Origin of the sequence: Mesonia phycicola, from assembly GCF_900141885.1 — a bacterium.
In the GTDB taxonomy this organism is placed as follows: domain Bacteria; phylum Bacteroidota; class Bacteroidia; order Flavobacteriales; family Flavobacteriaceae; genus Mesonia; species Mesonia phycicola.
Genome location: NZ_FQYY01000001.1, coordinates 65570 through 92295, shown reverse-complemented (window position 1 = coordinate 92295; position 26726 = coordinate 65570). Strand labels below are relative to the sequence as shown.

At 29.9% G+C, this 26726-nt stretch carries 26 protein-coding genes; 14 read left to right on the top strand and 12 right to left on the bottom strand.

Annotated elements, in window-relative coordinates:
* Positions 1-2 precede the first annotated feature (2 nt).
* From BUC03_RS00460 to BUC03_RS00450, 3 genes are read left to right on the top strand one after another with little or no spacing between them, the layout of a single operon-like run.
* Positions 3-1364: an HlyD family secretion protein gene (locus BUC03_RS00460; RefSeq protein WP_073147123.1), complete on the top strand. Its 1362-nt coding sequence runs from the start codon at positions 3-5 to the stop codon at positions 1362-1364.
* A 1-nt stretch (position 1365) separates the two neighbouring features.
* A complete protein-coding gene (locus BUC03_RS00455) occupies positions 1366-2754 on the top strand; it encodes a TolC family protein (protein WP_073147121.1) in 1389 nt (462 codons plus the stop codon).
* A gap of 56 nt (positions 2755-2810) precedes the next feature.
* Entirely contained in the window at positions 2811-3428 is a 618-nt protein-coding gene (locus tag BUC03_RS00450) for an L-threonylcarbamoyladenylate synthase (RefSeq protein WP_073147119.1), read from the top strand.
* Positions 3429-3507: 79 nt separating this feature from the next.
* Here the strand turns inward: BUC03_RS00450 and BUC03_RS00445 are convergent, their stop codons facing one another.
* Positions 3508-4422, bottom strand: a complete 915-nt coding sequence (locus BUC03_RS00445; RefSeq protein WP_073147117.1) for a tryptophan 2,3-dioxygenase family protein — start codon at positions 4420-4422, stop codon at positions 3508-3510.
* A 182-nt stretch (positions 4423-4604) separates the two neighbouring features.
* Between BUC03_RS00445 and trxB the strand changes: the two genes are divergently transcribed.
* From trxB to BUC03_RS00430, 3 genes are all read left to right on the top strand, one after another.
* A complete protein-coding gene (trxB, locus tag BUC03_RS00440; RefSeq protein WP_073147976.1) occupies positions 4605-5576 on the top strand; it encodes a thioredoxin-disulfide reductase in 972 nt (323 codons plus the stop codon).
* 148 nt (positions 5577-5724) lie between these two features.
* On the top strand, positions 5725-6765 hold the full coding sequence (locus BUC03_RS00435) for a LacI family DNA-binding transcriptional regulator (RefSeq protein ID WP_073147115.1): 1041 nt from the start codon (positions 5725-5727) through the stop codon (positions 6763-6765).
* Between the two features lie 129 nt (positions 6766-6894).
* Positions 6895-8121: a multidrug effflux MFS transporter gene (locus BUC03_RS00430; RefSeq protein ID WP_073147113.1), complete on the top strand. Its 1227-nt coding sequence runs from the start codon at positions 6895-6897 to the stop codon at positions 8119-8121.
* A gap of 51 nt (positions 8122-8172) precedes the next feature.
* Here the strand turns inward: BUC03_RS00430 and BUC03_RS00425 are convergent, their stop codons facing one another.
* Positions 8173-8784: an N-acetylmuramoyl-L-alanine amidase family protein gene (locus tag BUC03_RS00425; protein WP_073147111.1), complete on the bottom strand. Its 612-nt coding sequence runs from the start codon at positions 8782-8784 to the stop codon at positions 8173-8175.
* Between the two features lie 132 nt (positions 8785-8916).
* Positions 8917-9429, bottom strand: coding sequence for a lactoylglutathione lyase family protein (locus tag BUC03_RS00420; RefSeq protein ID WP_073147109.1), 513 nt, complete (start codon positions 9427-9429; stop codon positions 8917-8919).
* Between the two features lie 118 nt (positions 9430-9547).
* Between BUC03_RS00420 and BUC03_RS00415 the strand changes: the two genes are divergently transcribed.
* The gene (locus tag BUC03_RS00415; RefSeq protein ID WP_073147107.1) at positions 9548-9859 is read left to right on the top strand and encodes a winged helix-turn-helix transcriptional regulator; all 312 of its coding nucleotides are present in this window, start codon (positions 9548-9550) and stop codon (positions 9857-9859) included.
* Positions 9860-9867: 8 nt separating this feature from the next.
* On the opposite strand, the gene BUC03_RS00410 is transcribed toward BUC03_RS00415, so the two are convergent.
* Positions 9868-10344, bottom strand: a complete 477-nt coding sequence (locus BUC03_RS00410; protein ID WP_073147105.1) for a nucleoside deaminase — start codon at positions 10342-10344, stop codon at positions 9868-9870.
* A 155-nt stretch (positions 10345-10499) separates the two neighbouring features.
* On the opposite strand from BUC03_RS00410, the gene BUC03_RS00405 reads away from it, so the two are divergent.
* The 5 genes from BUC03_RS00405 (at position 10500) to BUC03_RS00385 (ending at position 18226) form a co-directional block, all read left to right on the top strand.
* Positions 10500-12431 (top strand): peptidylprolyl isomerase, encoded by a 1932-nt coding sequence (locus BUC03_RS00405; protein ID WP_073147103.1) that lies wholly within the window; start codon positions 10500-10502, stop codon positions 12429-12431.
* The gene (locus BUC03_RS00400) at positions 12424-13284 is read left to right on the top strand and encodes a peptidylprolyl isomerase (RefSeq protein WP_073147101.1); all 861 of its coding nucleotides are present in this window, start codon (positions 12424-12426) and stop codon (positions 13282-13284) included. Before BUC03_RS00405 ends, BUC03_RS00400 begins: the two co-directional genes overlap by 8 nt.
* Positions 13268-14713 (top strand): peptidylprolyl isomerase, encoded by a 1446-nt coding sequence (locus tag BUC03_RS00395; RefSeq protein WP_234971584.1) that lies wholly within the window; start codon positions 13268-13270, stop codon positions 14711-14713. Before BUC03_RS00400 ends, BUC03_RS00395 begins: the two co-directional genes overlap by 17 nt.
* 11 nt (positions 14714-14724) lie before the next feature.
* Complete coding sequence (locus BUC03_RS00390) at positions 14725-15678, top strand: AAA family ATPase (protein ID WP_073147097.1); 954 nt, start codon at positions 14725-14727, stop codon at positions 15676-15678.
* A gap of 283 nt (positions 15679-15961) precedes the next feature.
* Complete coding sequence (locus BUC03_RS00385) at positions 15962-18226, top strand: aconitate hydratase (protein ID WP_073147095.1); 2265 nt, start codon at positions 15962-15964, stop codon at positions 18224-18226.
* Between the two features lie 74 nt (positions 18227-18300).
* On the opposite strand, the gene BUC03_RS00380 is transcribed toward BUC03_RS00385, so the two are convergent.
* From BUC03_RS00380 to BUC03_RS00365, 4 genes are all read right to left on the bottom strand, one after another.
* On the bottom strand, positions 18301-19152 hold the full coding sequence (locus BUC03_RS00380; protein WP_073147094.1) for an SdiA-regulated domain-containing protein: 852 nt from the start codon (positions 19150-19152) through the stop codon (positions 18301-18303).
* A 12-nt stretch (positions 19153-19164) separates the two neighbouring features.
* Entirely contained in the window at positions 19165-19611 is a 447-nt protein-coding gene (locus BUC03_RS00375; RefSeq protein WP_073147093.1) for a hypothetical protein, read from the bottom strand.
* 90 nt (positions 19612-19701) lie between these two features.
* Positions 19702-20967 carry a sensor histidine kinase gene (locus BUC03_RS00370; RefSeq protein ID WP_073147092.1) on the bottom strand — a complete coding sequence of 422 codons (1266 nt, stop codon included), beginning with the start codon at positions 20965-20967 and terminating at the stop codon, positions 19702-19704.
* The gene (locus tag BUC03_RS00365; RefSeq protein ID WP_073147091.1) at positions 20964-21641 is read right to left on the bottom strand and encodes a response regulator transcription factor; all 678 of its coding nucleotides are present in this window, start codon (positions 21639-21641) and stop codon (positions 20964-20966) included. Before BUC03_RS00365 ends, BUC03_RS00370 begins: the two co-directional genes overlap by 4 nt.
* Before the next feature lie 129 nt (positions 21642-21770).
* On the opposite strand from BUC03_RS00365, the gene BUC03_RS00360 reads away from it, so the two are divergent.
* Positions 21771-22205 (top strand): PepSY-like domain-containing protein, encoded by a 435-nt coding sequence (locus tag BUC03_RS00360; RefSeq protein WP_073147090.1) that lies wholly within the window; start codon positions 21771-21773, stop codon positions 22203-22205.
* 58 nt (positions 22206-22263) lie between these two features.
* Positions 22264-22824 (top strand): TlpA family protein disulfide reductase, encoded by a 561-nt coding sequence (locus BUC03_RS00355; protein WP_073147089.1) that lies wholly within the window; start codon positions 22264-22266, stop codon positions 22822-22824.
* Between the two features lie 2 nt (positions 22825-22826).
* On the opposite strand, the gene BUC03_RS00350 is transcribed toward BUC03_RS00355, so the two are convergent.
* The 4 genes from BUC03_RS00350 to BUC03_RS00335 are packed head-to-tail and all read right to left on the bottom strand — an operon-like array spanning position 22827 to position 26726.
* Positions 22827-23960: a lycopene cyclase family protein gene (locus BUC03_RS00350; protein WP_073147088.1), complete on the bottom strand. Its 1134-nt coding sequence runs from the start codon at positions 23958-23960 to the stop codon at positions 22827-22829.
* Positions 23961-23970: 10 nt separating this feature from the next.
* Positions 23971-24420, bottom strand: a complete 450-nt coding sequence (locus BUC03_RS00345; protein ID WP_073147086.1) for a sterol desaturase family protein — start codon at positions 24418-24420, stop codon at positions 23971-23973.
* Between the two features lies 1 nt (position 24421).
* Entirely contained in the window at positions 24422-25261 is an 840-nt protein-coding gene (locus tag BUC03_RS00340; RefSeq protein WP_073147084.1) for a phytoene/squalene synthase family protein, read from the bottom strand.
* 4 nt (positions 25262-25265) lie between these two features.
* Positions 25266-26726: a phytoene desaturase family protein gene (locus tag BUC03_RS00335; RefSeq protein WP_073147082.1), complete on the bottom strand. Its 1461-nt coding sequence runs from the start codon at positions 26724-26726 to the stop codon at positions 25266-25268.

Genomic DNA, 26726 nt, shown 5'->3' with positions numbered 1-26726 from the left:
AAATGCTAAATTTAACAAATAATGAACTTGAAAGAGATACGCGTTTTTCTAAGTTTAACGCATACTCAATGATAGTAAATAAAAATATACATCACTTACTTTCTAGAATTATATTAGGTACCAGTATTTTTTTATTAATACTATTATTTTTTCCGTGGACGCAAACTATTAATAGCAATGGGTATGTTACTACCTTAAGGCCAGACCAAAGACCACAAACTATACAGTCACCTATTCCTGGTAAAATTGAAAAATGGTATGTAAAAGAAGGAGATTTTGTAGAAAAAGGAGATACAATCTTACAAATTTCAGAAATTAAAAACGATTATTTTGATCCGCAACTTATAGAGAGAACAGGAGATCAAATTTCATCTAAATCTAACTCAGTAAAAGCTTATGAGCAAAAAACAGATGCTTTAAAAAACCAGTTAGGTTCTGCAAGAAAAGAGCGAGTTTTAAAAATGGAACAAACCAAAAATAAACTCAAGCAAGCCAAATTAAAAATAGTTAGTGATAGTATTTCTTTAACTGCAGCAGAGGTAAATTTATCTATTGCAAAAAAACAATATACTCGTACACAATCTTTATTAGAAGAAGGTTTAAAGTCTAGACTAGATTTTGAAATTAAACAATCTAAACTACAAGAAAGTCAAGCAAAAGTAATAGATCTAGAAAGCAAGCTACTAACTAGTAAAAATGAACTGCTTAATGCACAAATGGAGATTAACCGTATTGAGGCTGAGTATGCTAATAAAATAAGTAAAATAGAGAGTGATATTTCATCTACCGTTTCCTCTAAGTTTGATGCAGAAGCACAAGTAAGTAAGCTAGAAAACTCTTTAAGTAATTATGAAATAAGAAAAGGCTTATATTTTGTAAGAGCACCACAAAGTGGGTATATAAACAAAGCCATTATTTCTGGTTTAGGAGAAACCTTTAAAGAAGGAGAAAAATTAGTAAATATTATGCCTTCTAATATAGAAATAGCTGTAGAAACTTACGTAGAACCAATAGATTTACCATTAATAGGTATAGGAGACCACGTTCGTGTACAATTTGATGGTTGGCCTGCAATTGTTTTTAGTGGTTGGCCTAATGCCTCTTACGGTACTTACGGCGCACAAGTAGTAGCTATAGAAAGTTTTATAAGTGATAATGGTAAGTATAGAATTTTACTAAAACCAGAACCTAATGCAGAGCATCAATGGCCAGATGCCTTACGTGTTGGTTCTGGAGCAAGAACTTTAGCTTTGTTAGAAGATGTGCCAATTTGGTTTGAAATTTGGAGAAAGTTAAATGGTTTTCCTCCAAATTATTACGATAAAACCCAACAAAAGGAAGCTAAAGGAAAAACAAAATCCTAATATGAGAAAGTTAATAATAATACTATTATTACTTGGGGTTAATGTTACAGTACAATCTCAAGAAATGAATAAAAATTTCTCATTAGAAGAGTTTTTGGCAATGGTAAAAAAGTACCATCCTGTTGTAGCTCAAGCAAATTTAAAACTCTCTGAAGCAGAAGCAAAGTTACTAAAAGCAAGAGGTTCTTTTGATCCTAAATTAGAAGGAGGTGTAAAAGAAAAAAACTTTAATGGTACAGAATATTATTCTCTTTGGGATGGTAGTTTTACCATACCAACTTGGTACGGTATAGATGTAAAGGCAGACTATCAGCAAAATGATGGGTATTACCTAAACCCTCAAAACACAACACCAGAAGATGGTTTGTGGAGTGCAGGGGTAAGTATAAAACTTGCCAAGGGATTACTTTATAATGATAGAATGAATGCTTTACGACAAGCTAAAATACTTCAGAATAAAAATGAATTAGAAAGAGATATTTTAATAAATAGTATTCTTGCTGAAGCAGCCAAAGCATACGCAGATTGGAAATATTATTTTGATAATAAAGAAGTGTACACTGAGTTTTTAGAGAATGCTAAAGTGCGTTATCAAGGTATTTCTAGATCTAGTGAATTAGGAGAAACTCCTGCAATAGATACCGTAGAAACTAAAATAACAGTAAAAACTCGTGAGTTAGATCTATCACAAGCATCATTAAAATTGCAAAAGGCAAAATTAAAACTTTCTAATTATTTATGGATAGATGATGTACCCGTAGAATTAGAAGATAATTTAACACCTTTTATTACTAAAGAAAGTATTTTAAATAGTTTAGGGATAGAAAACTATTTGGGTAATGCAGAAAATCTAGAAGATCATCCAGAGTTAAAATCTTTAGAGTATGATTTAGAGTCTTATGATTTAGATATAAAACTTAGTAAAAATAATCTTTTACCTACTATAGATGTACAATATAATTTTCTTACATCAGAAGTAGATCAATTAAACTATTTAAACACGAGTAACTACAAAGCTGGGGTTAAAGTAAAGTTTCCTTTATTTTTAAGAAAAGAAAGAGGAGAACTACGTTTGGCAAAAGTAAAAAGAGAAAATACAGAATATAAACTGAGCCAACAAGAATGGAAATTAACCAATAAAGTAAAATCTATAGAAGCAGAAATTGTGAGTTTGCAAGAGCAAATAGAAATTGTGCAAACTATTGTAGATGATAGTGAGGTAATGGTAAATTCTGAAAAACGTTTGTTTGAAGTAGGCGAGAGTTCTATTTTTTTAATAAACTCTAGAGAAAATAAATTAATAAGTGCACAATTAAAACAAAACAAAATTAAGAATGAATTTTTTAAAGCCGCTACTCAGTTATTTGAAGAGTTGCGTCTTAATTTATAATTTAATTGGAAGCATATATTTTTATTTTTTCGTAATTTTTCAAAAAAAGGAAAACCATGGCAGAGTTGATTAAAATTTATGAAGAAAATCCCAATGCTAAAGACATAGCAAAGGTGGTAAGTGTACTTAAAAAAGGCGGTTTAATAATTTATCCAACAGATACCGTGTATGGTTTAGGTTGTGATATTACTAATAATTCAGCATTAGAAAAAATTGCAAAAATTAAAGGAGTAAAGTTAGATAAGGCTAACTTTTCTTTTATTTGTGAAGATCTAAGTAATCTATCAGAATATGCAAAACAGATAGATAATAGTACGTTTAAAATTTTAAAGAGAAATTTACCAGGGCCGTATACTTTTATTCTTCCAGGAAGCAATAATTTGCCATCTGTATTTAAAAAGAAAAAAACAGTAGGTATACGTGTTCCAGATAATTCTATTTGCCAAGCTATAGTAAATAAGTTAGGTAACCCTATTGTTTCTACTTCTATTAAAGATGAAGATGAGGTGATAGAATATACAACAGACCCAGAGTTAATTTTAGAAAAATGGGATAAGTTGGTAGATTTAGTAATAGATGGTGGTTATGGAGATAATGTAGCATCTACTGTAGTAGATTTAACAACAGATACACCAGAAATTATTAGAGAAGGTAAAGGAGATATTGATTTGTAATAAATATGCAGTTAACAAAAAACGGCTCAAAAATTATTTTTGAGCCGTTTTTTGTTAACTGCATTTTTTGTGGTAGAAATTATTCTGTTTCACTCCCCCAGTTAACAATGTCTTCTTCTGTCCATAAAAAAGGAAAAAATTTTCTTTGCTGATATTTTGGGTGCAGGTATTTTTTCCATTCAGAGCCTCCTGTTGCAGTTTTATTTTCTCCTTTACTATCAAGGTAGTGTTGAGCTGTTTTTAAGTGAGCCATTGGCCATTCAATATTATAAAAATGATCAAAATCTCTCATTGCTTTCTTAAGCTCTTCAGAAGGGTTTTTAAATTGAAGAAATTTATCTGCTAACGTTTTACCTTCTATTTTTTTAGCTAAAGAAATAAAACTATCTAAATATTTTTCTTCAAAAAGACGTAAAGTTAATGTCTCTTTCCCAGTCTTTCTATTATATCCAGCATCACGCCAGTAAATATTACTAAAATAATCTTCTGTAGTAGGGTTTTCTGTTAATCTACTTTTCCCTTTTTCGTTTATTAAATTAATTAATGGAGTAGTATAGATTTCTAAATATCTAAACTGAGCACTTTGAAAACCACTTGCAGGAGCTAAAGTAGATCTAAAAGTATTATAATCATCATAATTCAAGCCAAATCTCATCACATCAAAAGAAGTCATTAACATACTAGTATATCTTCTTAAGCGTGAAACCTTTTCAATAATAATAGCTTCAGTAGGGTTATGGTCGCCTGTGAGTTGTTTAAGCTCGTGAATCATTAATTTTAAAACCAACTCTGTTATTTGGTGGTACATTATAAAGATTTCTTCATCTTTAAAATTGGTACGGGGCTTCTGTAAAGAAAGTAAAGTATCTACTTGAATATAATCCCAATAATTAATAGGTTTAGCTTGAAGTAATCCTTTTAGGTAAGTTTCTGTATTCTCACCTAAATCGTTGTATTTTTCTTCAAGTTTAGAAATCAATTCTTCTTTACTCATCTTCTAAATAATTTATAGCAAATTTATCAAAATAATAAGATGCACAAGCCTTACTCTATAAATTATATGTTTAAAACCTATAAATCGTTTTTCTTTATAGTAATATAACAAAGTCTTCAAGATTTTTATTGGTAGTTTTTTATGAAACTTATTACATTTACAATTCTAAAAATGAAACAATTATGTCAGACAATAAATTAGAACGTATCAAGTGTTTGATAATAGGTTCTGGGCCTGCAGGTTATACAGCCGCAATATATGCATCTAGAGCAGATTTAAAACCAATTATGTATACAGGGATGGAGCCTGGAGGGCAATTAACCACAACTACAGAAGTAGATAATTTCCCTGGTTACCCTGAAGGTATTGATGGACCAACTATGATGATGCAACTTCAAAAGCAAGCAGAGCGTTTTGGTACAGAGGTAAGAATAGGGATGGTAACAGAGGTAGAATTTAGTAAAGAAGTTGGAGGTATACACAAAGCTTGTATAGATAACTCTACTTGGGTAGAAGCAGAAACTGTAATTATTTCTACAGGGGCAACTGCTAAATATTTAGGCTTACCTAGTGAACAAAGATTAAGAGGTGGTGGTGTTTCTGCGTGTGCAGTTTGTGATGGCTTTTTCTACAAAAACCAAGAAGTTGCTATTGTAGGTGGAGGTGATACTGCTGCAGAAGAAGCTACTTATCTAGCAAATATTTGTTCTAAAGTAACTATGTTGGTAAGAAAAGACGAAATGAGAGCGTCTAAAGCAATGCAACACCGAGTAACAAATACTAAAAATATAGATCTACGTTACAACTCTCAAGTAGATGAGGTTTTAGGAGAACAAGTAGTAGAAGGTTTACGTATTTTAAACAACGTAACTGGAGAAAAAGAAGAAATAAACATCACAGGACTATTTATTGCTATTGGGCACAAACCTAATACAGAGGTGTTTAAAGGCCAGTTAGATATGCACGAAGATGGCTATTTAATTACACAAGGTAAATCTACAAAAACAAATTTACCAGGTGTTTTTGCTAGTGGAGATGTACAAGATAAAGAATATAGACAAGCAGTAACTGCAGCAGGTACAGGTTGTATGGCTGCTTTAGATGCAGAACGTTACTTAGCAGCTATAGAAAGTAAAGAAGAAGTATCTGCTTAATAATACTTAAAAATAATTTATATAAAAGGGTTGCTTTATAGCAATCCTTTTTTTTTGTAAAAAATATAGTTTAAACGTTAAAAAATAAGATTAAATGTATATTTTTATGTAATTATTACTGTTTAGTTTATAATCAAAGAAATTTACTATGAGTGTCAATAAAAGACATACTTTAAAAAGTATAGCTCTAGATATGGGGGTATCTATAGCAACTGTTTCATTTGTTTTAAACGGAAAAGCAGAAGAAAAAAGAATTTCAGAAAAGCAAACAAAAAAAATTAAAGAATATTGTGATGAGATAGGGTATAGGCCCAACCTCTTAGCTCAAACTTTAAGAACTGGAAAATCTAAAATAATAGTTGTTATTGTTGAAAATATTTATTCTAAACTAGCAAGAATTATAGAAGAAATAGCTCACGGAAATGGTTATCACTTAATCTTTTGCAGTAATAATAATAGAGATGATAAAACAATTAAGTTTATAAACCTTTTTAGAGATCGTAATATTGCAGGCTTTGTTTTAGCGCCTTCTCCTAATGTACAAAACGAAGTACAGAAGTTAATAGATGATGAGTTTCCATTGGTGCTAATAGATAGGTATTTTAAAGATATAAATTCTAATTTCGTTGTTACAGAAAATTTTTCTACATCGCAAACAGTTACCAAAAAGTTAATAGATAATGGTTTTAAAAAAATATTATTTATAACTCCGCAAAGCAATCAAACACAACTTGTAGGTAGATTAGAAGGTTATAAAACAGTAGTGAAAGAAAACAATTTAAAAGAATACATATTACAACTACCATTTGAAGATAAAACATTAAGAAATAGAGAAAATAAATTAAAACAGGCTTTAGCAACACTAGAGTACGATGCAATATTTTTTGCAACTGGTTACTTAGCAAGATTAGGTATAGAAATTTTAAAAGATAATTTTTCAGACCTATTAGATAAAATAGGTATTTATACTTATGATGATGAAGTGTTATTTAAATTATTTAAGCCAAGTATCTCTGCCGTTTATCAACCGCTCAAAGAAATGGGAGAAGAAATAATGAAAATTATTTTAGAAGAAATGAATAACCCATCGGTAGAAAATAATACCATTAAAAAACAAGTAATACTAAAGTGTGAATTTAGAGATAGAGAGTCTTCCCAAAGAAAAGATATGCACTTGAAAGCTTTGTAAGCTAACAACTATATCAGTTTAAATTTAATTATTAAATTACTTGTACTCTCTTAGGTAGTTAAATACTAATAAATTGTTAAAAAAAATATTAGTTGTGCAAATCAATTCGGGTTATCCGAAATTTGCATAATGCAGCATGACTTTACAATTCGTGACAAAAAACGAGAAAAAATAATATTACTGGTACTAGGTACACTTATAGCTTTAGGGCCTTTCTCTATAGATATGTACTTGCCAAGTTTTCAAAGTATAGCGCAAGAGTTTACTACAACAAAAGCGCAAGTAGGTTTTTCTTTAACTAGTTATTTTATTGGTATTGCTTTAGGCCAATTGGCTTATGGGCCAATAATGGATAAATTTGGAAGAAAAAAACCATTACTAATAGGTTTAGTAATTTATATTATAGCTGCTTTAAGTTGTTTTTATTCTCCTAATCTTTATTGGTTAATTATTTCTAGATTTTTTTTAGCAGCAGGCTCATCTGCAGGGATGGTAGCTTCTAAAGCAGTAGTGAGAGATATTTTTCCGCCACAAGAAGTAGCAAGAGCAATGTCTTTTTTAATGTTAATAATGGGTGGCGCTCCTATAATTGCACCTACAATAGGCGGAATAGTAATTACGCACTTTTCTTGGCATAGTATTTTTTTAATTTTAGCTGTATTTGCTGGTTTAATGTTTATAAGTGTTTACAAATTTTTGCCAGAAAGTATAGAGCCAGATAGAACGGTAAAATTACACGTAAAACAAGTTTTTTTAAAGTATAAAGGTATTTTAGAAAATAAAATATTCTTTACTTTTTCTCTAGCAGGAAGTTTAACAATTGGGGCAATGTTTGCTTATATAAGTAATGCACCAAGTTTATTTATGGATAATTTTCATTTATCTGAAACAGAATTTGGTTGGTTGTTTGGTATGAATGCTGCTGGGTTAATTATTGGTAGTCAACTAAACAGATTAGTACTAAAACATGATACTACGTTTAATATTACCTTAAAAATTAGTTACCTTCTAGTTGCATTGGCAATATTGTTTTTAATAAATGGTTTTTGGGTAGCTAATTTTTATACCACTATTATTATACTGTTTCTTATTTTATTTTTACTTGGTTTTCAAAACCCTAATACAACCGCATTATCATTATTTCCATTTACAAAAAGAGCTGGTAGGGCATCTGCCTTAGTAGGAAGTTTTAAAATGATATTTGGTGCCATTGCTTCTTTTATCATTAGCAAATTTACAGGCCCAAGTATGCTGCCTTTAGCAATAATTATTATTGTTTCTCTTTCTATTAGTTCTTTACTTTTATTAAGATTTAGGTTGAAAGAAAAGAGATCTTTAGTATTGATTAATAAATAAAAAAAGTCCTGATTTTGTTTTCAGGACTTTCTGTTTTTTTGTAAACTATTATTATTTCTCTATAAACGTAAGAATTGTATTTGCTATTTCAAGCTGTCCTTCTTCAGAATTTAAAAAGTGTTTTTCATCAGGATTAGATAAAAATCCTAACTCTATCAATAAAGCTGGAGCATTACTATCTTTTATTATTTTGAAATTAGCATTTTTTATAGAAACCTTTCCTAAAGATGTGTTTTGAAATGCCAAGTGACTTGCTAGTTTACTGGCAAAGTTGTAATTCTGGTCTTTGAATTTATTATTTTTAGTAAAATAAATTTCGAAACCAGTATTTGTGGTATTATTAGAAGCATTTGTGTGTAATGATAATACTAAATCTGGCTTTATATTATTAATAAATTCTACTCTTTCTTCTAAAGAAATAAATTCATTATTATCTCTCGTAAAATAAATCTCTACATTTTTATCTTGATGTAGTTCTTTAATCTTTTGGGTAATATTAAAAACTATTTGACTTTCAGAAATTTCTTCAGAATAAGAACCTGCATCTTTGCCACCGTGACCAGCATCTATAACAATTTTAATTGTTTTTTCTGTAGGAGGAGTGGTAAATGCAAATAAACTTACGGAGCATACTAATAATAAAATTTTTATGGTATTTTTCATAATAACAAGTAGTTAGATGTTAGTATTTATGTAACTCTAATATATATAAATATATTGTGTAATTCTATTTTTTTTACCATAATATATAATAACAAACAGGCTTTGTAATTAATTGCAAAGCCTGTTTTTGTATTAGTTAGCATACGCTCCAGAAGAGTAGGTAAGCTCATAACTATGCGTGTAAATTTCAAATACAATTCCAAATGGATCTTCTACATAACACATTTTGTATGGTTTTTCATTAGGGTAGTATTCTCTAATAGGCATACGTTGCTTACCTCCTGCAGCAACAATTTTTTCTATAAGTTTTTCAATTTCTGGATCTTGAATACAAAAATGAAATAATCCTGTATTAAACGGATTAAATTCTGGGGCTTCTTTTACTCCGTGCGGAAAAGAAAAAAGCTCAATACCAATACCATCTGAGGTAGACATATGTGCAATTTCAAATTCTTCCCAATCTTCACCAAAAACATCTATGCACATTTGGCCTATAGCGGTTTCTTTTTCTTTTTTAACCACAGATGGCTCCATAATAACGTACCAACCCATAACTTCAGCATAAAATTTTACAGCTTCTTTAATGTTGGGTACAGTTATACCTATGTGAGAAAATGATTTTGGATATGTTTCGTTTCTATTCATAATTTAATTTTTATATGAGCAAAACTAGTTTATATTTGGTTGCTAAACAATAAGTTACCTAAATGTTATATAGGTTACTAAAAGAGTTATATGTTGATTATTAATAATTTGCGTTTTTATGATGAATGAAATTTATTGTCCTCTTAACAAAACCATGAATTTAATTGGTACTAAATGGAAGCCGTTAGTACTTTTTCATTTACTAGATGGTGCTTTAAGATCTGGAGTATTACAAAAAAAAATACCCAATATTTCTAACAAAATGTTTACACAAACAGTTAGAGAGTTAGAGAAAGATGATTTAGTATCAAGAAAAATTTACGCTACCGTTCCTCCTAAAGTTGAATACCAATTAACTAAAAAAGGAGCGTCGTTAGAACAAATTTTAAAAAGTTTAGATCAATGGGGTAGAGAAATTAACTCTCTGTAATTAAAATCTTAATACTTAGTTCTATTTTCTTTTTTATCCCATTCTTGAAAAACGGGTAAAGCTTCTTCTCTTAAAATAGCAGCAAAAGGTATAGATCTGTTTTCAGGTTGTAATTCTATTTCTTTATAAATAAACGCATCATCAAAACCAATTGTAGCGGCATCTGTCTGCTCTAACGCATAATATACTTTTTTAAATCTAGCCCAATAAATAGCGCCTAAACACATAGGGCAAGGTTCACAAGAGGTATATAAAATACAATCGTCTAATTGAAATGTTTTTAAATTTTCACAAGCTTTTCTAATAGCAGTTACTTCTGCGTGCGCAGTCGGGTCGTTGGTAGAAGTTACTTTGTTGTAACCTTCAGCAATAATTTCTCCATTTTTAACTACAACAGCACCAAACGGTCCGCCAGCATTTGCATTCATTCCTTCTTGAGCTAAAGAAATAGCTCTTCTCATAAAGTTTTTATCTTCTTCTGTCATATTTTTTTATAGAAAGATACTTAATAATATAGTAGTATTTAAGTGGAATGTTTAAAAACTAAGCTATTATACTTAATTTAAAATTTTAGCGTTAAATAATAGCTTGTAAAACCTTTATAATTTTTTATTTTTGAGCACTTCTTAAAATAGAAAAAATGAAAAAACTTTTTTTACTGTTACCTTGTTTATTTGTAGCAATTAACCTGTTTGCACAGCAATCTAAAGATGTGTTGTTAACTATTGATAGTCAACCTGTTTATGCTGAAGAATTTAGTAGGGTTTTTTCTAAAAATCTATCTTTAATTGAAGAAGAAGAAGATAGAGATGTAGATGAATATTTAAATTTATTTATAGATTACAAATTAAAAGTTCTAGAGGCAGAAGAGCTAAAACTAGACACATTACCTACTTTTAAGGGAGAATATAATATCTACAAGAAGCAATTAGCCAGAAAATTTATTAATCAAAGTGAAGCTTCTACTCAATTATTAGAAGAAGCTTATGCAAGATTAAAAGAAGAAGTTAATGCAAGTCATATTTTATTTATGCTTAAATCAGATGCTTCTCCAGCAGATACTTTAGCTGCATACAAGAAAGCAATTAAGGTTAGAACAGAGCTTTTAAATACAGATCAATCTTTTGCAGAAATTGCAAAAAAATACTCTGAAGACCCTTCAGCTCAATCTAACGGAGGAGATTTAGGTTGGTTTGGCGTATTTAATATGGTATACCCTTTTGAGAGTGGTGCTTATAATACTAAAATAGGTGAAATTTCTATGCCAGTAAGAAGTAGTTTTGGCTACCACTTAATAAAAGTGAATGGTAGAAGAAAAGATGAGGGAATGGTGACTATTGCACACATTATGATTGAATCTAAAAATGATGATGCAGCAGCAGAAAAACAAATAAATCAATTATACAAACAACTTCAAGAAGGAGCTTTGTTTGAAGATTTAGCAAAACAATATAGTGCAGATAAAAATACTGCAGTAAATGGAGGTAAATTAAGTCCGTTTCCTAGAGGGAGACTTAACTCAGAAATATTTGAAAATGCAGCATTTGCATTAACAGAGCCTAATCAAATATCTAAGCCAATAAAAACTAAGTTTGGTTGGCATATTATAAAACTTATAGAAAAAGATGTTGTAGGTAGTTTTGAAGAAGAGAAGTTTAAGTTAGAAAAAGATATTAAACAAGACAGCAGGTCTAAGTTAATAGAGTCTGAAGTATTAGCACGTATAAAAAGTACTTATAATTTAATAGAAGATGATGCAAGTTTGTCTTACTTTAAAAACAATTTAAAAGTAGATTTTTCTAAAGAACCTATAGAGGTAGCTAACCTTAAAAATCTTCCGAAGAAAAATTTGATAGCCATCAAACAAGAAGGTAAAACTTATGAAGATTTTGCAAACTATCTAGTAAAACGCCAAAAACAATCTTCAGGGTATAAAAACAATACAGAAGCACTAATAGATTGGTATAATGATTTTAAAAATAATTTTTACAGAGATTATCACAGAGATAATTTAGAAGATGTAGATCCAGATTATGCTAATGTAATAGAAGAATATAGAAACGGATTGTTGTTATTTGATTTGATGGAGAAAAAAGTATGGAATGCAGCAAAAAGTGATTCTGTAGCTCTACAAAATTATTATAACCAACATCAATCAGAGTTTAAAAGTCCAATTACTTATAATGGTACTATTGCTTCTGCAGCAAATAAAGCTGTAATGAAAAGTGTAAGAAAAGACTTAAAAAAGAAAGAATTACAAGAGGTAGAAGAGGCTTACCAAGACGTAATTTTTAATTCAGGAGAATTTACTCCTACAGATAGTGCTTTGCCAAACAATTTTAAAGCAAAAAAAGGCGTTAGTAAATTGTACCAAAATAATGGCATGTTTGTTGTAATTCAATTAGATCATATTAATAAAGCCAAATTACTATCTTTTGAAGAAGCTAGAGGTCAAGTAGTATCTAAATACCAAGCAGAGTTAGAAAAAAACTGGATAAACAGTTTAAAAGCCAAGCATACCATACAGGTAAATCAAGAAGTATTATCAAAATTAAAACAAGAATTTGAGTAGACTAAAAAATTACATACTCAGTTTATCTACCATACTTATTATTGCAAGTTGTAGCTATTTTCAGCAAACAGAAACAAGAGAACCGCTGGCTAGAGTAAACCAATCTTATTTATACAAGGAAGATCTTGTAAATTTATTACCAAACAATTTAACACAAGAAGATAGCGCATTATTTGTATCTAATTATATAAAAAATTGGGCAACAGATCAGCTTTTGTTAGATCAAGCAAAATTTAACTTGCCTATAGAAAAGCAGAAAGAATTTGATAAAATGGTGAAAGATTACAGATCAGAGCTTTATACCGCAGCGTATAAAGACTTGATATTGTCTAAACAAATAGATACTTTCATACAAGAAGAAAAACTGCTTCAATATTTTAATGAAAATGGTAACAATTTTAAATTAAATCAAGATTTAGTTAAGTTTAGATACATTTATTTAAATAAAAATTATCCAAATCTAGAGGTAATAAAAACAAAATTTAACCGATTTAATAAAGAAGATAAACTTGATTTAGAAAAAGAAACCTTAAAGTTTAAGGCATTTTCTTTAAACGATTCTGTTTGGGTAACCGGCAAAAATTTTTACAAACAATTAGAAATACTTAACCAAGATGAAAGTAAAGAATTTTTAAAAGATGGTAAGTTTTTGCAACAAGCAGATTCTTTAGGCGTATATTTGATTAAAATTGAAAAAGTTTTATTTAGAAATAAAAATGCACCTTTTGAATATGCTAAACCAACCGTAAAGCAAATTATACTCAATAGAAGAAAGATTGAGCTATCAAAAGAATTTGAAAAAGAGATTACTAAAGACGCACTAAAAAATAATAAATTTGAAATTTACAACTAAGTTATACTTATTAGCATTTGCATTTATAAGCCTTACCGCAGCAAATGCACAAATTACACAACAAGATTCTACGCTAGTAATTACAGATAAAGATAACCTTACTAGAGAAATAGAAAAAAAAATAGACTCTGTAAAACCTTTTGTTAGAAGAAAAGCAGATGGTATTGCAGCAGTAATTGGTGATTATTTAATTTTAGATAGTGATATAACCAAAATGCGAGAAGATGCAGAAGTACAAGGAGTATCTTCTAGTGAAATTTCTAACTGCCAATTAGCAGGTAGAATAATGGAGAATAAACTTTACGCACACCACGCATTATTAGATTCTACTATATTTGTAAGTGATGCAGAAATCACAAGTATGTCAGATCAGCAATTATCTAGAATGGTAAGTCAAATAGGTAGTTTAGATAAGCTTTTAGAGTTTTATAGAAAAGAAGACGAGCAAGCCTTAAGAGATGAGCTTTTTAAAATAAATAAAGAAAGAAGACTTGCTAGTGCAATGCAAGAAAAAATAATAGAAAACGTAGAAATTACACCAGAAGAAGTAAGAGTTTTCTTTGATAAAATACCAGAAGACGAGCGTCCAAAATTTGGAGATGAGGTAGAAATTGCACAATTGGTAATTAAACCAGAGGTACCAAAAGAAGAAGAAGATAAAGTAGTAGCAAAACTTAATGATATTAGAAATGATATTGTAAATGAAGGCTCTAGCTTTGCTACAAAAGCAGTTTTATATTCTCAAGATGCTACTAGCTCTAAAGGTGGGCAAATGACTATAACTAGAGAAGACCCTCTAGATAAAGATTTTAAACAAATAGCTTTTAGTTTAAGAGAGGGAGAGGTAAGCAAACCTTTTAAATCTCAATTTGGATATCATATTGTTCAATTAGATAAAATAAGAGGACAACAATTAGACATTCGTCATATTATTATGATACCTCAAGTTACATCAGCAACTGTAGAAGCTGCAAAAACTAAAATAACAGAGATTAGAGAAGAAATTGTTAGCGGTAAAATAACTTTTGATGCTGCAGCAAGAAAATATTCTGAAGAAAAAGAAACTAGAGGAGATGGAGGGCAATTAATTAACCCACAATCTGGAGATACACGTTTTGAACTTACAGATATAGACCCATTAATTTATGATAAAGTAAATAACTTAAAGAAAGGAGAAGTTTCTTTAGTATTGATGGATCAAACCAGAACAGGACAAAAATTCTTTAAAATTATAACCCTTACAGAGCGTTACCCAGAACATATTGCAGACTACTCTAAAGATTACACTAAAATTAAAGAGTTAGCTTTAAGAGAAAAACAATTTAATGCTATTGAAGAATGGCAGACAGAAAAAATTAGTGAAACCTACGTTAAAATTAACGGTATTTATAGAGATTGTGATTTTAATAGTAATTGGTTAAAAAACTAAAAAGATAACTTATGTCAGATGTCAAGGCGGTAGAGCAATTAGTAAGTAAATATGCAGGTCTTAAAAAAGAAATTGCAAAAAAGATTATAGGTCAAGATAAGGTAGTAAATGAAATTTTACTATCTATTTTTGCAGGTGGTCACGCTTTATTAATTGGAGTGCCAGGCTTGGCTAAAACATTAATGGTAAATACCATATCTCAAGCATTAGGTTTAGAATTTAAAAGAATTCAATTTACACCAGACTTAATGCCAAGTGATATTTTAGGGTCAGAAATTTTAGATGACACTAGAAATTTCAAATTTATTAAAGGTCCTATTTTTTCTAATATAGTTTTGGCAGATGAGATTAACCGTACGCCACCTAAAACTCAAGCTGCACTTTTAGAGGCAATGCAAGAGAAAACAGTAACAGTTTCTGGTAAAAATTACCAATTATCAAAACCATACTTTGTATTAGCAACACAAAACCCTATTGAGCAAGAAGGTACTTACCCATTACCAGAAGCTCAGTTAGATAGGTTTATGTTCTCTATATTTCTTCAGTACCCTACTTTTCAAGAAGAAATAGATGTGGTAAAAAGCACTACCGCCAATCATAAAATCACTATTAATCCATTATTTACTGCTCAAGAAATAGTAGATTTTCAGCAATTAATAAGAAGAATACCCGTTGCAGATAATGTAATAGAATATGCTGTAAAATTGGTAGCTAAAACTAGACCTCATGGAGAGTTTGCTCCAGCTATAGTAAAAGAGTTTATAGATTGGGGAGCAGGGCCAAGAGCGTCTCAAAACTTAATATTAGCAGCAAAAGCTAATGCAGCCACTAAAGGTAAATTTTCTCCAGATATAGAAGATGTAAAAGCTGTTGCAGAAGGAATTCTTCGTCATAGAATTATAAAAAACTACAAAGCTGAAGCTGAAGGCTTAACAGAAGAAAAAATAATAGCAGAATTACTGTAAATTATTTAGAATCAAATCAAATTATACTTTTTTCCTATAACGTTATAGACGTTTTATCTAGTTGAGCTTCAAATCCTTTTCTTAAAATTGATAATCTAATAATCTACATCGTTTAGATTACGGATTTCTCAAAAATAATTTTATTTTTTGCGATATTTGTAATATTTTAAAGAAAGTCTATTTTTTTTAGATTTTTTTATGGTTTTCACGCTAATTAGTGAATATTTTACATTTACAATAAAAACTCGTAATTTCGTAGACGTTCAAAAAACAAATAAGACCTATGGCATACGATATTGATATGATCAAGAAGGTTTATGCTCAAATGGCGGAGCGTGTTGGTAAAGCACGTGAAGTTGTGGGTAAACCTTTAACACTTTCAGAAAAAATCCTTTATTCTCACCTTTGGGATGTAGAAGCTGACAAAGCTTACGGAAGAGGAAAAGACTACGTTAATTTTTCACCAGACAGAATTGCTTGTCAAGATGCAACGGCACAAATGGCATTACTGCAATTTATGCAAGCTGGAAAGAAAAAAGTAGAAGTTCCAACTACAGTACATTGTGATCACTTAATTCAAGCTAAGCAAGGTGCTAAAAAAGATTTAAAAAGAGCTAACGAGACCAGTAACGAGGTTTTTGATTTTTTAGGTTCTGTATCTAATAAATACGGAATTGGCTTCTGGAAACCAGGAGCAGGTATTATTCACCAAGTAGTTTTAGAAAATTATGCTTTCCCTGGCGGAATGATGATTGGTACAGACTCTCACACAGTAAACGCTGGTGGTTTAGGTATGGTAGCTGTTGGTGTTGGTGGTGCAGATGCAGTAGATGTAATGGCAGGTATGCCTTGGGAGTTAAAATTCCCTAAACTTATTGGTGTAAAATTAACCGGTAAACTTAATGGTTGGACTGCCGCTAAAGATGTAATTTTAAAAGTAGCTGGTATTTTAACTGTAAAAGGTGGTACTGGAGCTATTATTGAATATTTTGGCGAAGGTGCTAAATCTATGTCTTGTACTGGTAAAGGTACCATTTGTAATATGGGAGCAGAAGTTGGAGCAACCACTTCTACTTTTGGTTACGATGACTCTATGGAGCGCTTTTTAAGAGCTACAGACCGTAACGATGTTGCAGATGCAGCTAACGAGGTACGTGAGCATTTAACTGGTGATGATGAGGTTTATGCAAATCCAGAATTATACTTTGATGAAGTTATAGAAATTAACTTAACAGAGCTTAGACCTCACTTAAACGGACCATTTACTCCAGATTTAGCTACACCTATTTCAGAAATGAAAGAAAAAGCTAAAGAAAATGATTGGCCAATTAATGTAGATTGGGGACTAATAGGTTCTTGTACTAACTCTTCTTATGAAGATTTAACAAGAGCAGCTTCTATAGCTCAACAAGCTTTAGATAAAAACTTAAAACCAAAATCAGACTTTGGTATTAATCCAGGATCAGAGCAAATTAGATATACTGCAGATCGTGACGGATTATTAAAAATATTTGAAGATTTAGATGCTACGGTATTTACTAATGCTTGCGGACCTTGTATAGGGCAGTGGGATAGAAGTGACCGTAAAGGGGAAGAGAAAAATACAATAGTACACTCTTTTAACCGTAACTTCTCTAAACGTGCAGATGGTAACCCTAATACTCACGCTTTTGTTGGTTCTCCAGAAATGGTAGCAGCAATAGCAATTTCTGGTCGTCTAGATTTTGATCCTACTCGTGATAAGTTAATTAACGAAGATGGAGAAGAAGTAATGTTAGATGAACCTAAAGGAATTGAATTACCGACTAATGGTTTTGAAGTAGAAGATGCTGGTTATGTAGCTCCTATGGAAGATGGTAGTGGCGTAGAAATTAAAGTTGCTGAAGATAGTGAGCGTTTAGAGTTATTAACTCCGTTTGAACCTTGGGATGGTGAAAATTTATTAGGTGCTAAATTATTAATTAAAGCACACGGTAAATGTACCACAGATCATATTTCTATGGCAGGACCTTGGTTGCGTTATAGAGGGCATTTAGATAATATCTCTAACAACTGTTTAATTGGTGCTGTTAATGCATTTAATATGAAAACTAACTTTGTAAAAAGTCAGTTGACAGGAGAGTATGGAGGTGTGCCAGATACACAACGTGAGTATAAAGAGAAAAAAATACCTACAGTAGTAATTGGTGACCATAACTACGGAGAGGGTTCTTCAAGAGAGCACGCAGCAATGGAGCCAAGACACTTAGGGGTTAAAGTGGTTATCGTTAAATCTTTTGCACGTATTCACGAAACAAATCTTAAAAAGCAAGGGATGTTAGGTCTTACTTTTGATAATGAAAGTGATTATGACTTAATACAAGAAGATGATACATTTAACTTTATAGATCTTAAAGACTTTGCTGAAGGGAAACCTCTTACTGTAGAAATTGTTCATTCAGATGGTACTAAAGATGTGATTAAAACTAATCATACTTACAATTCTAATCAAATAGATTGGTATAAAGAAGGTTCTGCACTTAACTTAATAAAAAAGTTAAACGCATAATTTACTCTTTGTTTGTAATAAAAAAACTCCTGCCAAAAGCAGGAGTTTTTTGTTTTAAAGCTTATTTAATATTATTAGTTTAATACTACTTCTAAAATGTTAGGTTTGTTTTTTTTACCTTCATTAGCAATAAACATTCTTCCATTTTTGCTAAAAGTAATTCCTTCTGGTTGGTAAAAAATATCTTCGTTTAATTTATAAAGTTTAGATAGTTTTCCTTTTTTGTCTGTAACCAACAATTTAGGGTCTGCGCCATCTAAATATAATACCTTTTCTTTATTACTAGAAAAACTGATGGCAGAAGGTCTCATAATTTTATGCGTTTTTTTAGAATGTATGTTTTTAAAAATTTCATCTTTTAATTCAATTTTATAAACTGGATCAAAATTGAATTTTTTGGTATCAATATCAAAAGCATAAACTCCTTTAAAATTCTTGTCTTTATTTTTTTCATCTTTTACCGCTAATAATAATCTTTGATGATCTTCATCTAAAGCAAGTCCTTCAACATTACGTTCTGTGTCATTAAACGTAGCGTGTTGAGTAACTTTAGGGTCTTGTAGGTAATCTTTAATCATAAAAATGATTCCGTCACTTCTTAGAACAAAAGCATCATTTTTATAAGTAACAATATCTTCATAATCACCGTGATTAGCAAAATCTATTTGCTTTTCAATGTTAGAAGTCTTTAAGTTGTATATAAAAATACTACCATCTTCGTCTTGAATACACGCAATCTTTTCATTACCAATCCAAGAAATGCCTGAAACTTCTTCTAAAATCTTAGGTAACTCCCAACGATTGGTAATAGAGTAGTTTTCACTAACTTCTTCTTTTTGATTAATTATATTTTTTTTATTGAAAGCAAATATGGTTAATCCTATCATTAAAAATATGCCGAGTATAATTTTCATTTCTGTTTTCATAACTATTCATTTTTAATCCCAGTATATAATTGTTTCATTTTCACTACCGTCTTCATTGTAAACCTTTTCTAAATCAATAGAAGGTTGATCAATTTCTAGTTGATAATAAGTGTCACTTTCTATCTTAAGTGTTTCTACATCGTCAATTTGATTTTGATTGTAGTTTGTAGTTAATGAATCTTGTAATGGCTGCGGAAGGTTAATAAATTGACTGTCATATTTGTATTTTATTAATTCTCCTTGTTCATTGATAATTGCAGAATGATCTATGTTGTCTATTTCAAAATCTGCTTCATAATTTTCTCCAATCATTTCCCATTCTAAATCTTTAGCATTAGAAAAATTGGTTTGAAAAGTACTTGCTACAATAGAAGGAACATCTGTAGAAGAGTAATCGTCATCTTGGTTGCAGCTTGTTAAAATTAAAAGGCTAATGGTAATCAGTGATAAATTTTTCATTGTTTCTATTTTTTTATTTGATGCTAAAATCAGAAACAAATCTGTATAGAATTGGGAAGTATTAATTTCCAGAAGGTTATTTAATATTTTTTAGTCAAAATTCACTGTAAAATGATGTCTTTTATTATAATGGTAGGTAAGAGACAAAGCATATTTATCTGTAATTGCTTTGGCAATAGCTAAGCCTAAACCGGTAGAGTTTTTATTATTGCCAGTTTTATAAAATCTAGTATAGAGTTTATTTGGATTTAGTTCTGTGGTTGTTGAGTAATTACTGATGCTAACTTTATTTGAAGCAATTTTAACTTCTATCTCACTATTTTTTTCTGAATGAAGAATAGCGTTTTTAATAAGATTGGTAAATAAAATTATAGCTAAATCTTTATTCATTTTAATGGCAATATCACTTTCAAAATTTTTATTTAGAGTGATGTTTTTATGCTCTAATAAATCTGAAAATTCAATAGATATTTTATCTAAAACTTTACTTAGTTGTATATTTTCTTCTTCAATAAATTGTTTGTTTTCAATTTTAGAGAGTAATAAAAGAGATTTATTTAACCTAGTCATTCGTTCTAAATTATCTAAAGTAGTAGCAAGAATATGCATTTGTTCTTCAGATAATTTTTCGTTTTCTGCCAAAAGTTCTAATTTGTTAATGCTAATAGCTAGTGGAGTTTGCAACTCGTGAGAAGCATTTTCTATAAACTGTTGCTGAGCTTTAAAACTATCTATAGATTTTTTTAAAAGTCGGTCTATATTTTTATTAAGCAGCTTAAATTCTTGAATGTTGGTTTCTTCAAAAGTAATAAGCTCTTGTTTTTCTATATTAAAATTTTTAAGCTTATTTAGTAATGAGTAAAATGGTTTCCAAAGTCTTTTTAAAATGAAATTATTAAGTACTAAGATACATAGTACAAGGCCTAAGTAAAGAAATAAAATAGAGTAGAGTAGGTCTTCAATTAAATCATCCTCTTCAACCATAGAGGTAATTACTTTTAATTTGTAATAATTACCTTCTTGCTCAAAAACGGTTTCTAGAAGTCTTACAGGTTCATAATCTTTTTCATTCAACATATACATGAGCGTATCTCTGTAAATATCTCTAACTTCTTTTATTTGTTCATATTTTACTTTGTGGATAGTATAATAACCATCTTCAAATTTATTTTTATTAAGTATTTCAGGATTTTTTTTAGCTCTATTAATCACTAGTATTTTTTGGTTTTGCAGCCCGTCGTCTAAACTATCGTAAATTTCATCTAACATCTGAAAGTAAAAAATAGTGGTAAACACAGAAAGGGCTAAAAGTAGTAGCCCTGCAAAATACCTAGTGGTGTAGCTTAATAATTTCATGAAGCTGTTAATTTATAGCCTATGCCATAAATAGATTTTAACTCTACTTCTGCATTATTTGTGCTGAGTTTTTTTCTTAGATTTTTTATTTGAGAGTAAATAAAATCAAAGCTATCTGCTTGGTCAATATGGTCTCCCCAAACGTGTTCTGCTAAAGAAGATTTATTTACCAAACGGTCTTTGTTAGAGGCTAAGTAAAACAAAATATCAAACTCTTTTCTGTTAAGCGTAAGTTCTTTGTCTGCAACACTTACTGCTTGGCTATCAATTTTTATAGATAGATTACCAATTTTTAGTTGGTTGCTTCCTTTTAATTTTCTTCTTCTAAAAATAGCTTTGATTCTAGCATTTAGTTCTGCCATATGAAAAGGTTTAGGCAGATAATCATCTGCTCCTAAATTTAAACCTTCAATCTTATCTTCTAAAGAATTTTTTGCAGAAACAATTATTACTCCATCGGTAATTCCTCTAGATTTTAATTCTCTTAAAATTTCTAATCCGTTTTTTCCGGGAAGAGAAATATCTAATAAAATGCAGTCATAATCATACACTCCAATTTTAGAAAATGCAGAATCATAATCTGTAGCAGTTTCTACTAAATAATCTTCTTTTTCTAAAGTTTGCTTCATATTTTGAAGCATCTGCTCTTCATCTTCAATAATTAGAATTTTCATAAAAAACTATTTAAAACAAAAATACAAGCTAAATCTAGAAAGAATTGGGAATACTATGTTAATTGATTTTATTCCTAATTCATTTCAGTTTTGCCTCTTTTATTTGTACCGAATTAAAAAAATAAAACTATGAAGACTTTAAAAATTTTAGGAGTATTAAGTTTAATGGCAATCTCTGCAAATGCGCAAGACCTTTTGCCTACAGAAGTACCGCAACAAATAAGAACTAATTTTCAAAATTCTTATCAAAATGCAACAGATGTAGAATGGGAAAAAGATTTAGAGTATTATAAAGTAGAGTTCGAAGTAAGTAGAGATGATTACGAAATTTGGTATTCTGCCAATGCAAAAGTTTTAAAAACAGAAAAAGAAATTAGTGCAAGAAATCTGCCTGCAATAGTAAGCAAGAATATTAAAAACAATTACTCTGGTTATAGTATTGACGATGTAGAAGAGATTACAGAAGGCAGTAAAACTACTTATTACGTAGAGGTAGAAAAGTGGAATGACGAAATAGATTTGGTATACTCTGCAAACGGAAAGCTATTAAGAGAAACAAAATAATTTAAATTTAAATCAAGATAAACTCTCACTTTATGTGGGAGTTTTTTATTTTGCATTTATGAAATTTATAAGAAAACATTGGAGTAATATTTTAATAGTAGTTGTAATAATTTTACTAACTATACCACAAACAAGAACCTCTGTAAGTGTATTTGTAAATAAAATTTTAGCCTCTACACCTGCAGAAGTTGCACCGCAAAACCAACGAGAAGTAATTAATTATTATTGGAGTTTAGAAGATAGGTACGGAGCAAGATTTAATTTTGAAACCTCTAAAAATAAAGTAGTTTTTATTAATTATTGGGCTACTTGGTGCCCACCGTGTATTGCAGAAATGCCAGATTTAGAAGAGTTATACCAACAATACAACTCACAAATAGATTTTTACTTTATCACTAATGATGAGCCGTTAAAAGTAGAGGCATTTATGAAAAAGAATAACTACAATTTCCCTGTATATTACAGTAAAAGTAATGTGCCAGAAAATCTTCAATCTTCTGCTTTACCTACAGCGTATGTGCTATCTAAAAAAGGAAAAATTGTTTTTGATAAGGTGGGTACTGCAAATTGGAATAGTGATAGGTTTACCACTGTGTTAGAAAAATTAGTTGAAGAGTAAACTTATAAAGTTTTAAAAAAAGCTTTTATAAATGCAGAAGAAAATAGAGAGTTCATAATTTTTAAATCTTGCAGTGTAGTAGTTTCTTCATCTAAATACTTAAAAATATTTTTAATAGAATTTTTAGCATAAAATTGACTAAAAATCCATTCTCCTTTATTGTTTTCTTGCTCTAAAACTTTCAAGAAGATTTTATCAAAATATTGGTATTTATAAGAATACAAACCTTTAGTTACAGAGTGCTTATTTTTTAAATTTTCTAAAATAAGTGCTACTTTTTTTTCTGTATGTTTAAAAGAATAACCTGTAGATGCTTTTACCCAACCTCCCGCAGTACCTATTTTAGTGAGATTAGAAGTATTATATGTATGAAAAGGAAAATCTGTCATAGGGATAATTCCTTTTTCTGTTTCTAAAATTTTATAATCTTCAATTTTTAAAATTTCAGAAATATATTTTTTTAGCTGAAGGTTATAAATTTCTTCTTCTGTAGTAAAAGGGGTAAAAAAGGTATACTCTATAAATGCTTTTGTTGAAGAAATAGGTAATACATAAGTAAAGCTTGTAGAATCTTTCCATTTCAATCTATAATCCATCATAGTGAATTTTTCAGTATTAAAAGTAGGCTGTTTTGTTTCTATCATCCAACCTTTAAAATGCTGATAAATTCTGGTATGCTTATCTTCTTTTTTAAAATATGCTGTAGGTATTCTGCTATCAAAAATATGATTTGCTGTATAACTAGCTTCAGAAGTAATTACTTGTAAGCCAGTTGTTTCTTGTACTTCTTCTTGAATAAAAGTAAACTGAGGGTTAGATGTTAAGTTGCTAAAAGCATCTTGGTAAAAATCTATAGCTCTTATCATTTTATATTGATAGGGGTCTAACTTAAATTCTGTTTTTTTAGCAGAAGTAATCACATTACCTTCTTTCCAATTTTTATAAACTATATGATCCCAATTTCCTTTATTTTTTTCCCAAAAGCACCAAGTTTTATCGTTGGTATTTTTTAGGTTTTTGTCTAGTAATGCTATTTTTTTTATTTTAAAGTATGCATCTCTATTAAAAGCTAAGGCTAGCTGTAAACCAGCTAGCCCGTTACCTATAATTATATAATCAAAGTGATGGTGATGCATTTATTAAAACTTACTTTTTAAAATATTTAAAAGGTACAATTAGCATCCCAAAGTTTTCTCCATCACCTTTACCTAAATGTTTATGGTGAATTTTGTGAGCACGTCTTATACCTTTAGCATACCAATTATCGGCATTTCTAAATATTTTAAATCTTTGATGAATAAAAATATCGTGTACTGTAAAATAAGCAATACCATACGCCAAAATACCTAAGCCAATTGGTAAAGTAAACCAAACATCTTTATACTCCCAAAGTAGAAAACAACCTATACTAACTAAAGCATAAAAAACAAAGAACAAATCGTTACGTTCCCACCAACTCCCGTGATCTTTATGATGATGATCTTTGTGTAAACTCCACAAAAATCCGTGCATAATATATTTGTGTGTGAACCACGCCATAAACTCCATAAAAAAGAAGGTTCCTAAAAAAATAAGAATCCAATATATAGTTTGCATTTTAAATAAGATTTAGTCTATATGATACATAACATTTAGCTAAAAGTCCTGCTTTTTGATAATTAGGAACTCTAATTCTTTTAGTTCTAATTTCTAAAGAAGGAGTAGCTTTTAGTTTTTTTAATAGTTTTAAGTAGTAAATATACGCAGTATATACTCCCAATTTAGCTTCTACAGGTAATTTTGCAATTCCAATTAATGCTTGGTTAAAATCATCTTCAATTTCTTTAATAATTTTATTTTTAGAAGCTTCATCTAGCTGTTCTAAATTAGTATTGGGAAAGTAAGTTCTGCTTAACTCTTCAAAGTCTGCTTTTAAATCTCTAAGAAAATTTACTTTTTGAAAAGCAGAACCTAAACGCATAGCGTCATTCTTAAGATTGTTGTATTTCTCTTGGTCTCCTTTTACAAATACTTTTAAACACATTAAGCCTACAACATCTGCGCTTCCATAAATATAATCTTTGTATTCTTGTTGTGTTAGATAAGTAGATTTGTGCAAATCCATTCTCATACTTTTCATGAAAGACTCATACATTTTAGGCTCAATAGAATATTTATGCACTGTATGCTGAAATGCGTTTAAAATAGGATTTAAACTAATTTTATTTTCAATAGCCTTATACATTTCTTTTTCAAAATCATTAAAAAGCTGCTCTTTGTTATAATCGTGAAAAGTATCTACTATTTCATCTGCAAATCTCACAAAACCATAAATATTGTAAATATCTTGGCGTATAGACGGAGCTAGCAGTTTTGTGGCAGTAGAAAAAGAGGTACTATAGCTATTAGTTACCGCTTGGCTACATTGCATAGAAACGTTATCAAAAATAGATTTCATAAAATTAATCTTCGTGTTTTTTAATTAAATCTGCCACTAATTTCCCCGAAATTAAGGAAGGCGGAACTCCTGGTCCTGGTACGGTTAATTGACCGGTAAAGTACATTCCTTTTACTTTTTTGCTTTTTAATTTTGGTCTTAAAAAGGCGGTTTGTAAAAGTATGTTTGCCATACCGTAAGCATTCCCTTTATAAGAGTTGTAATCTTCTATAAAATCATTTACGCAATAGCTTTTTTTGAAGATAATATTATTTTTTATCTTTTGCTGAGTTATTTTTTCAAAACGGTCTACTATTTTATGAAAATAACTTTCTCTTAAAGCTTCTGTGTCTTTTAAACCTGGAGCAATTGGTATTAAAAAAATACCTGCTTCTTTGTCTTCTGGAGCTACTTCTTTATCTGTTTTAGAAGGGAAACTAGCGTAAAATAATGGGTTTTCTGGCCATTCATTATCATCGTAAATTGCTTGCGCATGCTTTTTAAAGTCTACATCAAAAAAAAGTGTATGGTGTTCTACATTTTTTATTTTTTTATCAAAACCAACGTAAAATAGTAGGGAAGAGGGAGCAAAAGTCTTTTTACTCCAATACGCTTCTGAATATTGTCTATATTTTTGATCTAATAATGTCTCTGTATGGTGATAGTCTGCACCGCTTAAAACAATATCTGCTTCGTGTTTTTTTCCGTTAGAAATTATACCTGTAGCTTTTTGATTGGCAACAGTAATTTTTTCTACGTTTTCATTTACATTAATTTTTACGCCTAAGTCTTTTGCTAATTTATTAATTGCTAAAATTACCTGATACATACCACCTTTTGGGTGCCAAGTGCCTAAGCCAAAATCTGCAAAATTCATAAAACTATAAAATGCAGGAGTATCACTTGGTTTAGCACCTAAAAATAATACAGGAAACTCGAGTACTTGTATAAGCTTAGGGTTTTTAAATTCTTTTCTTACATCTTTAGCAATTGTGCTAAAAAATTGATTTAATTTGGTAGCTGTTTGAGGAGTAATTAATTCTAGAGGAGAAACTCCGGGTCTGTATACTAAATCTTTTATAGCAATATCATAATTGTTTCTAGCCTTTTCTATAAATTTTCTAAGTTTTTTAGAGCTACCACTTTCAACTTCTTCAAAAGAGGCATATATTTTTTCTAACGTATCTCCAATAGTAATAGAGTCGTTAACATCAAAATATACTTGATAAGCAGGGTCTAATTTTATAAGCTCGTAAAAGTTTTCTGGTTTTAATTGAAAGTCGTTAAAAAAACGTTCAAAAACATCTGGCATCCAATACCAGGTTGGGCCTATATCAAAAGTAAAACCGTCTTTTATGTATTGCCTAGCTCTACCACCAACCGTATTATTTTTTTCAAATATTTCAACCTCATATCCCATTTTTGCTAAGTAGCAAGAAGCAGCTAGTGAAGAAAACCCTGAACCAATAAGTATTATTTTTTTCAT

Coding starts and splice junctions, on each gene's coding strand:
- BUC03_RS00460 (WP_073147123.1), top strand. CDS start 3: ATGCTAAATTTAACAAATAATGAACTTGAAAGAGATACGCGTTTTTCT.
- BUC03_RS00455 (WP_073147121.1), top strand. CDS start 1,366: ATGAGAAAGTTAATAATAATACTATTATTACTTGGGGTTAATGTTACA.
- BUC03_RS00450 (WP_073147119.1), top strand. CDS start 2,811: ATGGCAGAGTTGATTAAAATTTATGAAGAAAATCCCAATGCTAAAGAC.
- BUC03_RS00445 (WP_073147117.1), bottom strand. CDS start 4,422: ATGAGTAAAGAAGAATTGATTTCTAAACTTGAAGAAAAATACAACGAT.
- trxB (WP_073147976.1), top strand. CDS start 4,605: ATGTCAGACAATAAATTAGAACGTATCAAGTGTTTGATAATAGGTTCT.
- BUC03_RS00435 (WP_073147115.1), top strand. CDS start 5,725: ATGAGTGTCAATAAAAGACATACTTTAAAAAGTATAGCTCTAGATATG.
- BUC03_RS00430 (WP_073147113.1), top strand. CDS start 6,895: ATGCAGCATGACTTTACAATTCGTGACAAAAAACGAGAAAAAATAATA.
- BUC03_RS00425 (WP_073147111.1), bottom strand. CDS start 8,784: ATGAAAAATACCATAAAAATTTTATTATTAGTATGCTCCGTAAGTTTA.
- BUC03_RS00420 (WP_073147109.1), bottom strand. CDS start 9,429: ATGAATAGAAACGAAACATATCCAAAATCATTTTCTCACATAGGTATA.
- BUC03_RS00415 (WP_073147107.1), top strand. CDS start 9,548: ATGATGAATGAAATTTATTGTCCTCTTAACAAAACCATGAATTTAATT.
- BUC03_RS00410 (WP_073147105.1), bottom strand. CDS start 10,344: ATGACAGAAGAAGATAAAAACTTTATGAGAAGAGCTATTTCTTTAGCT.
- BUC03_RS00405 (WP_073147103.1), top strand. CDS start 10,500: ATGAAAAAACTTTTTTTACTGTTACCTTGTTTATTTGTAGCAATTAAC.
- BUC03_RS00390 (WP_073147097.1), top strand. CDS start 14,725: ATGTCAGATGTCAAGGCGGTAGAGCAATTAGTAAGTAAATATGCAGGT.
- BUC03_RS00385 (WP_073147095.1), top strand. CDS start 15,962: ATGGCATACGATATTGATATGATCAAGAAGGTTTATGCTCAAATGGCG.
- BUC03_RS00380 (WP_073147094.1), bottom strand. CDS start 19,152: ATGAAAACAGAAATGAAAATTATACTCGGCATATTTTTAATGATAGGA.
- BUC03_RS00375 (WP_073147093.1), bottom strand. CDS start 19,611: ATGAAAAATTTATCACTGATTACCATTAGCCTTTTAATTTTAACAAGC.
- BUC03_RS00370 (WP_073147092.1), bottom strand. CDS start 20,967: ATGAAATTATTAAGCTACACCACTAGGTATTTTGCAGGGCTACTACTT.
- BUC03_RS00365 (WP_073147091.1), bottom strand. CDS start 21,641: ATGAAAATTCTAATTATTGAAGATGAAGAGCAGATGCTTCAAAATATG.
- BUC03_RS00360 (WP_073147090.1), top strand. CDS start 21,771: ATGAAGACTTTAAAAATTTTAGGAGTATTAAGTTTAATGGCAATCTCT.
- BUC03_RS00355 (WP_073147089.1), top strand. CDS start 22,264: ATGAAATTTATAAGAAAACATTGGAGTAATATTTTAATAGTAGTTGTA.
- BUC03_RS00350 (WP_073147088.1), bottom strand. CDS start 23,960: ATGCATCACCATCACTTTGATTATATAATTATAGGTAACGGGCTAGCT.
- BUC03_RS00345 (WP_073147086.1), bottom strand. CDS start 24,420: ATGCAAACTATATATTGGATTCTTATTTTTTTAGGAACCTTCTTTTTT.
- BUC03_RS00340 (WP_073147084.1), bottom strand. CDS start 25,261: ATGAAATCTATTTTTGATAACGTTTCTATGCAATGTAGCCAAGCGGTA.
- BUC03_RS00335 (WP_073147082.1), bottom strand. CDS start 26,726: ATGAAAAAAATAATACTTATTGGTTCAGGGTTTTCTTCACTAGCTGCT.